General features: G+C 42.8%; 11 protein-coding genes. 7 read left to right on the top strand and 4 right to left on the bottom strand.

Annotated features, from left to right (window positions below; genetic code table 11):
- Together G608_RS22420 and G608_RS0109320 are read left to right on the top strand one after the other, a co-directional pair.
- Positions 1–3,908: InlB B-repeat-containing protein (locus G608_RS22420; RefSeq protein WP_196810172.1), on the top strand; the 3,908-nt coding region annotated here is incomplete at its 5' end.
- 193 nt (positions 3,909–4,101) lie between these two features.
- A complete protein-coding gene (locus G608_RS0109320) occupies positions 4,102–4,914 on the top strand; it encodes a hypothetical protein (RefSeq protein ID WP_026495802.1) in 813 nt (270 codons plus the stop codon).
- A 192-nt stretch (positions 4,915–5,106) separates the two neighbouring features.
- On the opposite strand, the gene G608_RS0109310 is transcribed toward G608_RS0109320, so the two are convergent.
- Both G608_RS0109310 and G608_RS0109305 read right to left on the bottom strand, forming a co-directional pair.
- Positions 5,107–6,294, bottom strand: coding sequence for a response regulator transcription factor (locus tag G608_RS0109310; protein WP_026495801.1), 1,188 nt, complete (start codon positions 6,292–6,294; stop codon positions 5,107–5,109).
- Entirely contained in the window at positions 6,295–7,884 is a 1,590-nt protein-coding gene (locus G608_RS0109305; protein WP_207637690.1) for a histidine kinase, read from the bottom strand.
- Positions 7,885–8,123: 239 nt separating this feature from the next.
- On the opposite strand from G608_RS0109305, the gene G608_RS0109300 reads away from it, so the two are divergent.
- The 4 genes from G608_RS0109300 to G608_RS0109285 are packed head-to-tail and all read left to right on the top strand — an operon-like array spanning position 8,124 to position 13,967.
- Positions 8,124–9,029 (top strand): ABC transporter permease, encoded by a 906-nt coding sequence (locus G608_RS0109300; protein ID WP_026495799.1) that lies wholly within the window; start codon positions 8,124–8,126, stop codon positions 9,027–9,029.
- Positions 9,030–9,066: 37 nt separating this feature from the next.
- Positions 9,067–9,954 carry a carbohydrate ABC transporter permease gene (locus G608_RS0109295; RefSeq protein WP_035795124.1) on the top strand — a complete coding sequence of 296 codons (888 nt, stop codon included), beginning with the start codon at positions 9,067–9,069 and terminating at the stop codon, positions 9,952–9,954.
- A 39-nt stretch (positions 9,955–9,993) separates the two neighbouring features.
- The gene (locus tag G608_RS0109290; protein WP_196810171.1) at positions 9,994–11,604 is read left to right on the top strand and encodes a hypothetical protein; all 1,611 of its coding nucleotides are present in this window, start codon (positions 9,994–9,996) and stop codon (positions 11,602–11,604) included.
- A gap of 20 nt (positions 11,605–11,624) precedes the next feature.
- Entirely contained in the window at positions 11,625–13,967 is a 2,343-nt protein-coding gene (locus G608_RS0109285) for a glycoside hydrolase family 31 protein (RefSeq protein ID WP_026495796.1), read from the top strand.
- A gap of 111 nt (positions 13,968–14,078) precedes the next feature.
- On the opposite strand, the gene G608_RS0109280 is transcribed toward G608_RS0109285, so the two are convergent.
- Complete coding sequence (locus tag G608_RS0109280; RefSeq protein ID WP_026495795.1) at positions 14,079–15,233, bottom strand: glycosyl hydrolase family 8; 1,155 nt, start codon at positions 15,231–15,233, stop codon at positions 14,079–14,081.
- Between the two features lie 358 nt (positions 15,234–15,591).
- Here G608_RS0109280 and G608_RS0109270 point away from each other — a divergent pair, with 358 nt between their 5' ends.
- Positions 15,592–16,044, top strand: coding sequence for a C-GCAxxG-C-C family protein (locus G608_RS0109270; protein WP_026495794.1), 453 nt, complete (start codon positions 15,592–15,594; stop codon positions 16,042–16,044).
- Between the two features lie 88 nt (positions 16,045–16,132).
- Here G608_RS0109270 and G608_RS23225 read toward each other — a convergent pair whose 3' ends face one another.
- Entirely contained in the window at positions 16,133–16,294 is a 162-nt protein-coding gene (locus tag G608_RS23225) for a hypothetical protein (RefSeq protein ID WP_155833259.1), read from the bottom strand.
- Positions 16,295–16,557 lie beyond the last annotated feature (263 nt).

Genomic DNA, 16,557 nt, shown 5'->3' with positions numbered 1-16,557 from the left:
TGAAAAAGAACAACTACATCAATGCATACAATGACCTTGAGGGTGCAACATTCGGGAATATGGTTTTTTATGGTTGGTATACTGATGAAGAACGCAAAAAGGACTATATTGCATACATTTCCAGTTTTCGTGTATCAAATGCCATCACATTCTATGCTAAATGGGTTGAAGGTTACGATGTAACCTATAATGCCGGTGATGGAAAGTTATTTGATGGTAAAAATACATTAGTTAAAAAGCATGCCTACGGCGAACCTATTGATACCAACTATGTATGCTATAGCAATGATTCAAGTAAGGCTTTTCTTGGTTGGAGTTCAACAAATGGTGGAAGCGACATTATTAGTGAGAGTACAGCAGTAGCTCCTGATAAAGACACTCCGCTTTATGCCGTTTATGGTGATGGTTGCCAGATAACATTTGATGCGAATGGCGGAATTATAGATTATTACTGGGAAGCGCAAGGTGGATTTGGTGCGACAGGTAAAGATGTCGATGGTCCTACGGTGACATTAACATACCCCAGAGGTGGCACATTAGGTAGTTATAGTTATTTCGATAAAGGTGATATGGAGATTGATGGATCCGCATTGGGAAAGAAATTTTCAGGTTGGAGTACCAGTCCGTCTGCGGATGAAATCATAAATAAAAATACTTATGTACTTGATAAAACATCTTTAACATTGTATGCCGTATGGAAAGAATCATATACAGTTACATTTGATGCAAATGGTGGGCATTTCGGTATTGGTAGCAAAGTAGAATCCGTCACAGTATTGGCAGGGAAGAAGCTCGAAGAAGCTTATTCGGCTGAGATTGATGATGGACGTATTCTTTCTTACTGGACTACAGAGCCTGATGGTGGCGGAATAGTTATAGATGATGATGATATTTTTAATTATATACCTACGTCTAATATAACTTTATATGCGCAGTATGAAGAGCCTATCACTATTACCTATAAGCCCAATGGAGGCTATTTCTATAACACTAATACTGATGCTACTGATGAATATGTTGAAAAGGTTCTAAAGGGAAAAAGTCTTTACCCAAAAGGGGATATTGTTAAACATAACGACGATACCCTTGGATTTGCAGGATGGAGTACTGAAGAAAACGACCCGAATGGGGAGCATATTCTTGAATATGACATAATGAATGGATATACACCTACAAAGAGTATGACTCTTTATGCTGTCTGGAAGCCGGGAAACAAGATTACCATCCATGCAAATGCTGATAATGCAACTATATATCACGATGATAAAGAGGTTACATCTTTCACCATGACAATTGTTGATGGTGATAGTATTTATACTAATAGTTATGTACCGGAGATGGTTAATAACGAAGATGATCTTATTTTTGATCAGTACAATACTAAAGCTGACGGAAGTGGCGAAAGAGTAGAGGGTTATTATTACCCTAAAAAGGATGTTGAGTTATTTGCTCAATGGAAAAAGGGTTATAAAGTCACATATCATGCTACAGAAGGATATTTCCCTCAAAACAAATCTTATTCTAACGTTGTAACTTTTGATGAATCGACTCTGGTAATCAGATACCCGGAAGGAAAAAAAGTTAGCTTTAGTAGCTACATGATACCGGATAATGATTTTAATAAGGCATTCCTTGGATGGAGTCTAACTGAAAAGGGAACAGTATTAAAGAACATTGAAATTCTGAATAAAGACACAGAACTTTATGCTGTCTGGGATGATGCTAATGAGATCACACTGGATGGTAATGGAGGAAAAATCCTTTGGGGCTATATTTCTGCAGGCGAACATTTGCTGAAGCAGAAAGATTCCATCCGTATTGGTAAAGGAAAAACAATCCTTAAAGAGGGCGAGAAAGAATATGTAGTAAGTCTTCGAGACGGATATACTCTTAGGGGCTGGTCAACGAAAGCGGATGGTTCCGATAAGGTTGACCTTCACAACTATGTTCCTAAAGGTGATGAGACCCTCTATGCTATCTGGGAGAAAGCTATATCAGCTGAGTTCGATGCAAATGGTGGAAAATTTGAATATGGGGATGTGAAGAAAACCATTTTGTATGTGGATGGCGAAACTGTAGGTGAGATTCCTGAAGTTAGCAACGGAACCAAAGTTCTTGTAGAATGGAATACAATGGCAGATGGAACCGGAAACACTATAACGAAGGATACACCTGTTACCGATGGCATGAAGGCTTATGCTATCTGGGACAATTCCTATAGGATTACATTCAACGGTAACGGCGGATGGGTATATGACAATAATAGAACTATCATGACAATAGATGCTAGAGCAGATCATGCCCTTAACAGACTTGTTTATGGATATACAGAAAAGGGCAATAAGCAGAGCAACCAGAGATTTACCGGATGGTATTCTGATAAGGCATGCACTACTCTCATAGCTACAATCGATACAATCGAGGATTATGTTCCTACTTCCGACATAACACTTTATGCCGGTTACACAGATAAGGTAGTTAAGGTTACAGGAGTTTCTTTAGATAAAAAGAAGGTTACCATAGGCGTAGGTGATTCACATAAGCTTGAGGCTGCTGTGAAGCCGGGAAATGCAACAAACAATATTGTTATCTACAAGAGTGACAATGAAGCCGTAGCTACTGTAGCTGAAGATGGTACAGTCACAGGTAAAAGCCAAGGTTCTGCAAAGATCACAGTTACAACTAATGACGGTGGTTATACAGATACCTGTGAAGTAACTGTTGATGGTAAGAACGCTGAGGAGATATCCAAGGGTATCAACGGAGCTGTTAATGAACTTGAAAAACAGAAGACAAACGGAGAAGTTGGTGCTATGCAAAATACAGTCAAGGAATCCCTTAAGGAACTTGGAACTGTAGATTCCCTTGCTGATAAGGCTGCTTCCAATAACGATGTGGCAGGTAAGCTTCAGGAACTTGAGGATGCTTATGTAGCTGCTGCTGATATTAAAGTTGATCCTGTTGCAAATGATCCAGGCACTCAGAATGCTCTCAAGGAAGTAATGGGAGATAATGTCAACACAAACAATGTATCAGTATCTGGCGCCGGACTTAACGCAGCTCCCGGACAGACAGCTAAAGTAGAGTTTGAGGCAACATCTGAAGATAAAAAGATGCCCATCAGCGATGAATTTACAAATGCAATGCAGATGGATATCACTCTCAAGGTTGGTGATAGTGAAAGCTCATTAAAGCCTGTTGAAGAACTTGTGGCACCTATCACAATTGTTCTGCCACTGCCCAGAAATATTAAGAAGTCTGTATTGTATGTACTTCATTTCTATGCAGATGGTACCTACGAGCTTATTAAGCCTAAGCTTGTAAACAATACAATGGTTATCACAGTAAGCCACTTTAGTACCTTTGCTTTCGTAGAGCTTGCTAACGGAGCTGCTGTAGAAAACGATAACAACAATAATAATAACAATGATCCAATGCCTGCAGCTGTTATTCAGCCGACATCCGCAGCAGCCGGAACAAAGACAACAACAGGCAATGGTTCATACGTTGTAAGCGGCAACTATGAGGTTAAATACCAGGCATCTGCCGGAAAGAAGATAAAGAAGCTGTCCATTTCTTCTTCAGTAACTATCGATGGTCAGACCTATACGGTTACATCCATTGGAAAGGGCGCTGTAAAGAATTGCAAGAAGCTCACATCACTTACAATTCCTGAAAGCGTTGTGAAGATTGAAAAGGGTGCAGTTACCGGTTGCGGAAAGCTTGGTAAGATAACTGTCAATGGTAACACACTTAAGACTGTTCAGAAGGGAGCATTCAAGGGCGTCAAGGCAGGCGCAAAAGTAACAGTATATGCAAAGGATCAGAAGACCTTTGACAAGGCTGTTTCAATGCTCAAGAAGGGCGGACTTAAGAACGCTAAGTTCAAATTCAAAAAGAGAGCATAATAGTCAGGCATTATAGCTCATATATAATCACCGGTTCGCAAGGACCGGTGATTTTTTCATGCCATCGGGGACCACATGCCACTGGGGACGGTTCTCTTTGGCACGATATTGTCGTGCCAAAGAGAACCGTCCCCAATGGCATGTGTTATAATGGGAGAGATTAAAAATAGCATGGAAAGAGGTTTTTGATAATATGAAAAATAACTGGATAAATGTACTTGCACTTCTATTGTCATACGTGGTTCTGTTTTTTCTGCCAAGAAATCTTACAGTTACGTCCTATGTGATCCTTGGAATATCCATATTTTTATTCATGATAGGTTACTTCAGACTAAACATAATGTATGTGTGGATTTCTGAGCTTATCGGCTACAGAATGACAAATGTTCTTAGCGATATCCTTGGAATGGGACTCATGGCCTTTGGAACAGTTTATCTTTATCTCAGTCATTCAAATGGAAAAGGCATGGTTGTAATATTCTTGCTGATGATGGAAGGTCTTGCTTTTATGGGAACATCTGCAGGAGAGGTGATCGACCTTAAGGTAGACAGGCGTATGGCGTTTGCTATGAGACTGTTTGCTCTGTGCCTGATAGCCTTTGCTGTGTTCTACATTATCACGGATATAGAGAAGGGACTGCCTTCTGCGGTTTTAATACTGATTGAACTTGTGATGGTACTTATCATGAGCAATATCAATGCTCACAAGGAAAGAATCGCCAAGATGAAAACGTCCGTTAAGGAGCTTTGTGAGAAATTTGGAAATGTGAAAACTGCTTTTGGTGAGCCAAGAGTTGGAGAGGTAGATGGCCACAAGGAATGTATCATTTATGGTCCTAATGAAAATGGCGTATATATTTATGGCTATTATATGCTTGGACAGTTTATTCTGGCCCTTGAATCTGAGGAAAACAGAGAAGTCTCAAATGAGGATGCCGAAGTATTGGACAGATATAAAGAAATGTATGAAAACTACGCAGCTAGCGGTAAGATGAAATTTTCATGATTTGCTGCATGCATGCCACCGGGGACGGTTCTTTTCATGCCACCTGGGACGGTTCTTTTTGGCACGATATTCAATATCGTGCCAAAGAGAACCGTCCCAGGTGGCAGTCTTCAATATCGTGCCAAAGAGAACCGTCCCCAATGGCAGTCCCCAATGGCATGCCAAAAAGAACCGTCCCCGGTGGCACGCCCATTATTTTCCCCTAAATTCCACAGGTGTTACGCCAAAGCTTTTTTTGAACAGTCTTGTGAAGTAGGAGTAGTTATCGTAGCCTACCTTTAAGGAAATGTCCCTGACAGAGTCATCTGTGGTCTGCAGGAGCTTTCTGGCCAGATCAAGACGCTTTTCTATAATGTAATTCTTAAAGCTCATTCCCGTTTCTTTTCTGAAAATCTTAGTTATATAATCCGGTGCAAAATAGAACAGTTCTGATAAGTGCTCACGGCTCATGTCCTCGGTGAAGTGTGCATCCACATATTGAAGCAGGGTGGTAACCGAGGTTTCGTCGATGTAGATGATGGAGTTATTTTCATCAAAGGGCATGACGCGCATACCAACCAGGCTGTCGAGGACTTCCGGAATTTCACTTACCTTCTTTTCAGAGCTCAGGAAAAGTCTGAGGTTGATTCCGAATTCATCAGACAATGAGTAATACAACTCGCCAAAAAGAGGACGTAGTCTTGAAACGGAGGCTTCATCACTTCCTACAGGAATAAGTGCGAAAAGTATGAAATCCGCTGACTGATAGGGGATCAGCACGCCCTGAGTGGAGAAAGCACTACCGAATATGGACTCTGTGATATGTCTTATTCGGGCTGCCATCATACCTCTGTCGTCACTAAGGTTTCCTTCGCCAAATTGAATCAGGCATGTTATGTAGGAAGGAATCCCCTTTTCAAAGGCCTGATGCCTGTTCATATCGGACATAAGAGCCTTATAGGTGATGCGGCGGTCAATCAGATAGTCATACCACAATTTGGAAATGGAAGTGGCCATATCACGACCGTCGGAGGTTACCTCCAAAAGAGCCTGCTTTATAATTTTCGCCAGCTCTTCATAGTCGATGGGCTTAAGAAAATAGTGGAAGGACCGAAGCTCGAGAGCTCTTTTTGCATAGGAAAAATCCGCATAGTTAGTCAGGAAAATTGCGGGGATATTGTTTCCCTGCTCGCGAAGGATTCCCAAAAGCTCAAGGCCGCTTCCCTGGGGCATATCAATGTCGCTAAGGAGCAGATCGACGGTGTTATTAGCCAGGATTTCCTGGGCTTTTTTTATGTCATAGGCGGTAAAAACCGTGGTAATTCCAAGGCTTTCCCAGTCCATATTCTTTTCAAGTGCTGCGATGACAAAACGGTCGTCATCAACCAGTAAAATGTTCATTTAAACCTCGTTTCTTACAGGTATTCTAAGGCTTATCCTTGCACCTCTGGGTCTTACATTATCCGCAAGGAGCCTGAAATTATCGCCGTAAAGGAGCTTCAGACGCTTTATACAGTTGGTAATACCTATATGGTTACCATCCTCGACGATATCTTCGCCGTTTTTTATCTTGTTTAGGACGTCCCTTGGGAAGCCCTCCCCGTTATCGGTTATTGTAATTTCCACGGCGTCCTCGTTCATCATGCTGCATTTAAGGGTCACCTTAAGACTGTCTCCATCCCGCGGAACCGCATGCTTTACAGAGTTCTCCACAAAGGTAATAAGCAGAAGAGGAGGAACACTGAGTTCGTTAAATTCCCTTGGAATATCCGCCTCAAACAGTGTGGGGCGGCTAAGTCTCATATTCTGTATGGAAAGGTAGTCCTCGATGTGCTGCAGTTCGTTAGCAAGGGGCACAAAGTTCATGTCTACCTGGAAAAGATAGCGGAAGTATTTCGATGTGAACATCAGCATCTTTTTGGCGGCATCGATGTCTCCAAGGCTCACCATGCTGTCCACTGTCGTGAGGCAGTTCAGGTAAAAATGGGGCTTTATCTGCTGCTGCAAAAAGTGGATCAGGAATTTATTTTTATCAAGCTCCGCCTCGTAAATGTCTATCCTAAGTCTTGTTATCTCATGGATCAGATTCTTAAACTGTTCGTTTATCTGATTCAGCTCCTGGATTTTGCTGTCAGTGAGGTCAAGACCGTCGCCATCTGAGACGGAATCCATCTCTGAGAGACTCTTTGAGAACATCTTAATCGGCAGGATAACCTTTTTATAGCTCACAAGAATGTATCCGCCCATAATAAAGCTCAGCATCAGGGCAGCAAGGAATACAATGACCTGCAGCACGAACAGTTTTCCGTAGTTACCAAGGACCCTTGAATCTATGGCAAGGGAGAAGGGCAGACCGGAGGTGCTTCCCGGGAAGTAAAGCCTGTTGTAAACGCTGTTTATGATGCCTGCAGGACCTTTCTTTGTCTTGTAAAAAACTTCACCTGTTTCGCTGATGGCGCTTATTGCACCGTACTCTCCAAGGTTAAGTGAGGAGAGGGGCGAGAGAATATCCTCCATCGATACCAGGCATGCAAAGGTTCTGTGCTTATAGGTGATGGTGTAGTACAGAAATTCTTTTTCTTTAAAAATGCAGGGCTTCCAGGAGAAATTCCCCTCGGGGGCTGTTCTGAAGCTAACGTCCGATCTTATTTTTTCTTTAATCTCCTTATAGGTATCGTAGTCTACGTTAATCTCAGAAGCGTTGAAAAAGATATCCTTTTCATCCCAATAGAAGAAATACTGGTACTCATTTCCTGTGGAATACTGCATATCACTTACGCGGAGCCGCAGCTCGTTGCTGGCTTTTCGATAATCGCCCATGTGATTTTGCACGGTAAATGCGTCCAATATAGGATCGTGTACCACCGTCCATTGCACGAAATGTGTTATGGCAGACAGTCTGTGCTCTAATTCATTTTGATAAATTCCTACGGTGTTCTCCACTGCCAGGTTGTTCTGCTTTCTGATCTCTGAAAAAGAAAACCAGCTCACAACTATAAATAAAATGATGACCGGTATGGCGAGATATACAGTTTTGCTTAAAACCTGGACCACGGGATAGGACCGCGTGCGGTTCTTATTTTTCATGATTTCATTATATATATAAAAAATTGTGCAATCTATAGTTTCGTACAACCTTGTCCAAAAAGTGCTATGTGGTGAACCAAAATGTGCTATTTTTACAAACTCAAAAAATCTATCATCTGATTCATGAACAAAAGGAGAGCGCAATGAAAAACAAGTTTAGAAACATAAGAAAACATTATCAATTGTATCTGTTACTTTTGCCCTCGGCGGTGCTTTTATTCTGTTTTGCATATCTGCCGATGATTGGAATCGTGATAGCTTTTCAGAATTATTCACCGGCACTGGGAATCACGGGAAGTGAATTTGTAGGCTTTAAAAATTTCCTTCAATACTTCAGGTCCTACCAGTTCGGCGTAACCATCAAAAACACGCTGATCCTCAGCCTTTACAGTATCGTTGTTGGATTTCCTCTTCCGATTCTGCTGGCGCTGATGTGTAACCAGATGAAAACAAAAATGTTTAAGAAGGTTTTTCAGGTAATTACCTACCTTCCGCATTTCATTTCAACGATGGTTATGTGCGGTTTGATTCTCATATTTTTGTCACCATCAAGCGGACTTTTTGCAAATCTGTTTAATCTGTTCGGAGCAAAGTTCCCCAATCTGATGGCAAGCGCATCGGGCTTTAAGCATGTGTATGTGTGGAGTGATATCTGGCAGCATCTTGGCTGGGACAGCATTATCTACCTGGCAGCTCTTGCGGGAATCGATCCGACCTACTACGAGGCAGCAACAGTAGACGGTGCAAGCACTTTGCAGAAGATCAGATTTATAGATATACCGATGATTCTTCCCACAGCCATGGTTCTTTTGATACTGAGGGCAGGAAGCATTCTTGGAATAGGCTTTGAGAAGGCTTTCCTTCTTCAGAATGTGCAGAACATTATGAGCAGTGAGATCATTTCAACCTACGTTTACAAGATGGGTATGCAGAGCATGCAGTACAGCTTATCAACAGCAATCGGCCTGTTTAACACGGTTGTAAACGTGATAGTACTTTTGCTTGTAAACCTGATGTCGAGAAAGCTCACTGAGAGCAGCCTGTTCTAAAGATAAAAGAAGAACTTCATTTGAGGAGATTATTTTCATGGTTAAGAGAAAGAGATTAACGCAGGACACCGTGGTAAACATTGTATTCCACGTAATTGCAGTCCTGATGATCATTATGGTTATATATCCGCTCTGGTTTGTTATTATCGCGTCCTTCAGTAATCCTGCGGACGTTGCCAGCGGAAATGTATGGATTTGGCCTAAAACCTTTGATGTAAGGGGATACCAAAAGCTTTTCGAGCAGAACCAGATCTGGAAAAGCTATTTGAACACCATTATATATACGATAGTCGGCACTGCGGTTGCTCTTGTGGTTAATATTACAGCCGGCTACGCAATGTCCCGAAAGGACCTTCCGGGAAGAAAGTGGATCAATATTTTCTATATCATACCAATGTTTGTAAATGGAGGTCTGATACCAACCTACCTGATAGTCAAACAGTTTGGACTCCTTGACACTTTCCTGGTTATGGTTTTGCCCTTTTCGGTATCCACTTACAACATTATTGTTGCGAGAACTTTTTTCCAAAATTCCCTCCCTGAATCTCTGTGGGAAGCAGCGCAGATAGACGGCTGCAGCACCATGAGGTACTTCCTGCAATTTGCGGTGCCGCTCTCAAAGGCGGTCATCGCGGTAGTGGGATTGTGGACAGCGGTAGGACACTGGAATTCCTGGTTCAACGCACTTATTTACCTGCAAAATGAGGATCTGATTCCTCTGCAGCTTTTACTCAGAAGAATTCTTATAGCAAATGAATCACTTCTGGGTGCCGCAACCGGAACCATGGCTCAGGAGCTGAGGCAGCTTTCAGACATGATGAAGTACGGTTCAATAGTGATTTCTACACTGCCGATTATGATGCTCTATCCTTTCTTGCAAAAATATTTCAATCAGGGCGTCATGATAGGAGCAGTGAAGGGATAAATAGTATACAATATATTTTATAAGAGAAGGAGTATGAAAATGAAAAAGAATTATGGTTTATTTGCCGGCGCTATGGCGTTATCTCTGACCCTTACCGCTTGTGGCGGCAGTGCAAACACACAGACCACAGAGGTAAAGGATGACACAACACCTGTTGCTGAATCTGCAGGGGAAGCTGATGAAAAAGTGGCAGAAGGTGGTTACAGAGTCGCAACAGTCAGATGGGCAGACTGGGGCGAGGATTATCACACAGGTTTCCCGGATGCGGCTGCTAAAGAAGCAGGAATCGACCTTTCATGGGATACAATCCTTAACTCTGACTGGGCTGATAAGAAGGCAGTTCTTCTTGCAGGCGGTGATCTTCCGGATGCATTCCTTGGATCAATCTGCTTTTCAGAGTCAGATATTCTGACAAATACAGGATCCTTCATCGCACTTGATGATTACATCGACGAGTACATGCCTAATTTTAAGGCTGTTATGGAATCAGATTCTACCATGAAGGCTCTTGCAACTTCTGCTGACGGTCACATCTATGGCCTTCCTTCCAAGAAGCCCTGCAGACCTACAGTTGCTAACCAGATGTTCATCAACAAGACCTGGCTTGATAACCTCGGACTTGAGGTTCCTACAACATATAAGGAATTCGAGGATTGCCTTGCAGCATTCAGAGATAACGATGCTAACGGCAACGGCGATGCTACAGATGAGATTCCTTTCGGACAGGGCTATGCTGATTCAGTTATGTTCTTCTGCCTGCCCTTTGGAACAACTCTTGGTGCTGACGGAACCTACATGATGACAGTTAAGGATGGCAACCCTGTTTACATTCCTACATCAGAGGAGTACAAGGCAGGTATTGAGTGGATGCACGATTGCTATGTAAACGGTCTCATCGATCCCGAGCTTTTCACAGAGGATTCCTCTATGCGTGATGCAAAGCTCATGAACGAGACACCTATCGTTGGTGCAGCAGCAGGATGGACAGCTGATTCAACCTTCGGCGCAAATGCAGGTGAGTACGTGGCTCTTCCCGCTCTTGCAGGTCCAGACGGAAATCAGTACATCTCATCAGATCCTGAGCACTGGAACTATTCAAGATATGAGTTCGTTGTAACAAGCAAGTGTGAGAATCCCGGTCCCCTTCTTTCATGGATCGATAAGTTCTACACAGAAGATGCTTCAATCCAGAACTTCTACGGTTCCTTCGGTATTGGTGTTGAGAAGGATGAAGCAAACGGAACCTACACAGTTCTTGAGCCTCAGGATGGCAATTCAGCAGATACTTTTGCATGGATTCAGTCAGTTCGTGACTTCGGTCCCAAGTATGTAGCAGATGGCTTCAATGACAAGGTTTTCTACGCAGCTGAGAACGGTGATGCTTCTAAGCTTGCTCTTGATAAGGAGCTCGGAAAATACGCTAAGGAAGCATATCCTAACGTAAGCTATACAACTGATCAGCTTAACACACTGGCTACACTTTTCACTGATATCGATGCTTATGTAACAGCTACTCAGGCAACATGGGTTACAGAAGGCGGAGTTGATGAACAGTGGGATGAATATATTGGAACACTGGAAGCTATGGGTTATAATGATTTCATTCAGATACAGCAGGATGCCTATAGCACATATCAGGCCAACAAATAAGACAGAAGAGGATATTTAAAATGCAGACATTCAAATTAGACGCAATTTGTCCGCAGGAAAATATTATTCAGGGAGCAGGTTATCGAATCAGTTTACTGACGGATAGCCTGCTCCGTCTTGAATATGAAAAAGACGGACACTTCACAGACAACGCAACTCAGACCGTTTTAAACAGAGACTTTCCCAAGGTAGATTACGAAATCCTTGAGGATACTGAAGAAAAGCTTGTTTTTAAGACAGCAAGACTTAAGGTGACTTATGATAAGAAGTTCTTTACGTCTATGGGCCTTTCTATCGAGCTTCTGGAAGAAAAAGTAACCTGGCATTTTGGCGAGGTTGGACGCAATCTTCTCGGAACCGTAAGAACTCTCGATGAGACAAACGGAATCATTCTTTACGGCCACGGCCTTATTTCGAGAGACGGCTATGCATGGTTCATGGATGGCGACAGCTGCGAGCTTGAGGGCGAGGAAATAAAGGACAGAGAGTACCCGGAGGAGGATGTTTACTTCTTTGGCTATGGTAATGATTATTACCGCACTCTTAAGGATTTCTATTACCTTTGCGGCAAGACTCCCATGATCCCCAGATATGCTCTCGGTAACTGGTGGAGTAAGTATGAAAAGTACACAGAAGAGAGCTACCTTGCACTTATGGATAAGTTCGAGGAGGAAAAGGTACCGATTTCCGTAGCGGTTATCGATATGGACTGGCATATTACCGAAATTGATGAAAAATACGGTACAGGCTGGACCGGCTATACTTGGAATAAGGAATATTTCCCGGATTACAGAAGATTTTTAAAGACTCTGAAGGAGCGCGGAAAAGCCATTACTCTGAACCTCCATCCTGCTGACGGAATCAGAGCTTTTGAAGAGTGCTATGAGAGAGTGGCAAAGAGAATGGGTGTCGATATGGAGAACGAGGAGCCTGTCAGCTTTGATCTGATGGATCCTAAATTTGTTGATACCTATTTTGAAGAGGTAATGCATCCCTACGAGGATGAAGGTGTAGATTTCTGGTGGATTGACTGGCAACAGGGCACAAAGGCCCGTCAGGGTAACGTGGATCCGCTTTGGATTCTTAACCACTATCATTATCTTGACCAGCTTCGCCGCGGCAAGAGAGCTATGATTTTCTCAAGATATGCAGGAGTCGGAAGTCACAGATATCCCATAGGTTTCTCCGGAGATGCTTATGCCACATGGACAAGCCTTAATGTGCAGCCCTTCTTTACTTCTACAGCATCAAATGTAGGCTATGGCTGGTGGAGCCACGATATCGGCGGCCACATGCACGGAGAAGAGGATACGGAGAGAACCTGCAGATGGGTTCAATTTGGCGTTTTCTCACCTATTATGAGACTGCACAGCTCAAGCAATCCTTTCTTCTTTAAAGAGCCCTGGAATCTCCCGCAGCCCATGAGATCAGTTGTTGATGATTACATGAGACTTCGTCATAGAATGGTTCCTTACCTTTATACTGAGGGCTATAAAGCATGGAATAGGGATGTGCCGGTTATAAGACCTCTGTACTACGATTCACCGGATGTACAGGGCGCTTATGAGTCCAGAAACGGCTACTATTTCGGCTCTGAGATGATTGCCTTCCCGATCACCGAGAAGCTTGATCCTGAGCTTAGGATGGCTCATGTTCATGCCTTTATTCCAAAGGGCAGATGGATAGATATAATGGGCGGAAATATTTACGAGGGTGAGGAAATCCGCAACCTCTATCGTCCAATCGAGAACATCCCGGTGCTTATAAAAGAAGGCGGAATCGTGCCTATGGACAGCGAAGCTTCAGAGGATATCAATAAGTGTCCCGAAGCCCTGGATATTTACCTTGGCGTTGGCGCTGACGGCGAATATGAGCTGTTTGAGGATGACGGAATAAGCAATGCTTATGCAGACGGCACCGGAGCGTTAACCAGGATTACTCAGAAGTACGATGCTGCATCTAAGAAGCTTACAGTTGAAATTCTTCCCGCAACAGGAAATACAGAGCTTGTACCCGCCAAGAGACAGATCAGTCTTGTTCTCTGCGGTGTAGAAGAGGGTGCTAACGTTAGCGGTGCCGGTGTGGCTTCCTGCTATGATGCAGAGCGCAGACAGGCCCGCATTGAAGGCATCACCTACAATTCAGGAGAGAAGACAACTGTTGTTATCGAGAATGTATGCCTCTCCGGAATGCAGAGAGTAGATGAGCTTTACAGACTCCTTAAGAGATGCGAGATCAGCTACGATCTTAAGGAAGTTCTCTACCATAAGCTTCAGGAAGAAAACCTCGACAAGACAGCATATATCAGATCTCTTGATGTAAAGGAAAACCTGAAGGACGCATTGCTTGAAATAATTGCGTAAGTTTATCGCATCAGGAAAAATATAACAAAACTCCCCTTGAGAGACTTTGATGGATATTTTCATAGTCTGCTTAAGGGGAGTTATTTCATTAAAGCGGATATGGCTTTCTTTTTACCAAATCCTATATTTTCCTGAAAGTGCCAGCAGTGCGAACATGTAAAGGCAGTTGTCGTAGTACCTTCTGACGCCTTTACGAAGAGGCTGGTTCCAGAACCATTCAACCCACTTTTTAGCTTCTGCAAAATCGCTGTCAGCATCATCGCTGTAGGGAATAGCCAGAGCGCTCTGGGCGATTGTTGATAAAAGTCCAAGAGGGTGGAGGACAGGTCTCTCAAGAGGCGTTCCGTCTACCTTATAGGCACATCTTACAGCCTCTAAATCTGTTCCGAAAAATCTCATCATTCTAAGGGGCACATCGAGCTGGCCCTTGTCTTCTCCAAACCATTCAGCGTCCAGGCCGATATTTGCTGCGGTTCTGTAGGCATCACTGAAGAAGTCACCGAACTGTCCCCAGGGAAGTACCTTGTCCATGGGGCTTCCGTCGAAGTTGGCATACTCGGGGTTAAGACCTGTTTTTTCGTGACAGGTTGTTACAAGAAATTCTCTGCTGACTTCGGCAGCTTTTGCAAAGAATTCTCTATCCTCCTCGTTTGTCCATTCTGCAAAAAGCTCATAGAAATGAGGAAGGTGGTAGGAAGGATCCGTATGCGGGCATCCGGGAACAAACAGAACCTGATGATTTTCTCTGTTCCACATGGGCGCGCCGGGCCTTCCGTTTTCACCTTTGTGGAGGCATGCCTTCAGGATATCCTTTGCCTGCTGACTGTAATTGAAGATGCCTTCGCCGTCACCCCATCTGTGGGATGCGAAAAACAGAGCCATGGCGTAGAATTCCTCGCCGTCGGGAGCAGGGCCGTAGGCATTCTTTTTTCCATCAGTCTGGCAGGACCATGCAAAATAGCCCTCGTTTTCACCTTCATCCATATACATATAGGTCTTGGACCATTTCCAGATTCTATCGAATTCTTCCTTCATATCCAGCTGAACACACATCATCATGCCGTAGGACATACCCTCGGTTCTGGCATCATCATTTCCCGTGTCGGTGAGATATCCCATATCATCACCTGCTGTGTGGTAAATTCGTTCTTCCTCATCATAGAAAAAGGTCTGAACAGCCTCTTTTATCTTTGCGTCGATTTCTGCATCGGTTTTTCCGATTTCCTTAAAAATATTTCTGTAAACACCTGTCTTGTATGCGCTCATTTTTCACCTCTGTAAAAGCTTGTTTTATGACTTGTTACGCTGAGATAATGCGAAAACGTCAATCATAATAATATTTTGTACAATTATTCTGCACGATTTAATATAATCTTTCTTGCTATTTATTGCGCAGATTAGATTTATTCTTGCCCTGTGAATGTTTCTTTATCTCTAAACAAGGTGACTTACCTATGATAGAATAAAAAAAGCGGTTTTTGAGCTTTAGAGCTCCAACTGTTCAATGGTGCAATTTGATGTTTATATCCCCTGGAAGCCTGAAAGCTTTGGTAAAGATGTAGAGCTTGAGTATGTTTTAGAGCAGATAAAAGCTTAAAGAATTTAACGTTTTTGGAGATTTAAAATGACACGAAGAGAGATGGCAATGGCCAATTTCCTAAATGGATATAACTGTTCCCAGTCTATAGTACTGGCTTTTAAGGATTTACTTCCTATTGATGAAACTACCCTTTCCAGGATGGCATCTTCCTTTGGAGGCGGCATGGGAAGACTGCGCGAAGTATGCGGCAGCGTCAGTGGAATGTTCATGATAGCAGGCCTTCTTTACGGCTATGATGGTCCTGAAACCGGGGATGTGAAGGCTGGTCATTATGCCAGAATTCAGGAGCTTGCCCGTAGATTTGAGGAAAAACACGGCAGCATCGTCTGCCGCGACATGCTTGGACTTAGCGTTAAGCACGATGTTCCAACCCCTGAAGCTCGTACCCAGGAGTATTATAAAAAACGTCCCTGCGCTGAGATAATCGGAGATGCGGCAGAGATACTTGATGAATATATCAAAGAGAATCCGGTGTAAGCCGCGAATAATACGAAAAAAGACGGTTTTGAAGTTGTAAAAACTCCGAAACCGTCTATTTTTTGCTGCTTTTGTCCCAAATAACTTTTTAAATCAGCATAGATCCGATAGCCAGTGCACAGGCTACTATAACGAAAGTACATACTACAGAAAGGACTTTTCTTCTGAATTCGTCTGCATCTGTGTATCTTCCGTTATAAACTACAGTGTCAATGATTTTTTGATGCTCCTTCTTAATAATATTTTTCATAATATTTCTCTCCCATAAACCCAAATGTTGATGGTAACCATAAGCGTTTAGGATATCATATCTCTAAATTGTGTCCAAATTCGTACGAATACATAAAACGAATATAAATTTTTATTATAAAAAGCTAAAAATTTTAAATAAAAAAAGATAAATTTGTCAGGCTATCAGCGGATGTTGTTGCATTTACCCTTTGTGATGTTGTAAAATACTGAATGTTTGACGCCGTGAAGGCGCAAAACAGCATTAAATGTGGGATTATCAGA

The organism is Butyrivibrio sp. WCD3002 (assembly GCF_000424265.1).
Taxonomy (GTDB): domain Bacteria; phylum Bacillota; class Clostridia; order Lachnospirales; family Lachnospiraceae; genus Butyrivibrio.
The sequence above is the reverse complement of the archived record's forward strand: the minus strand, read 5'-3'. Positions and strand labels throughout refer to the sequence as shown.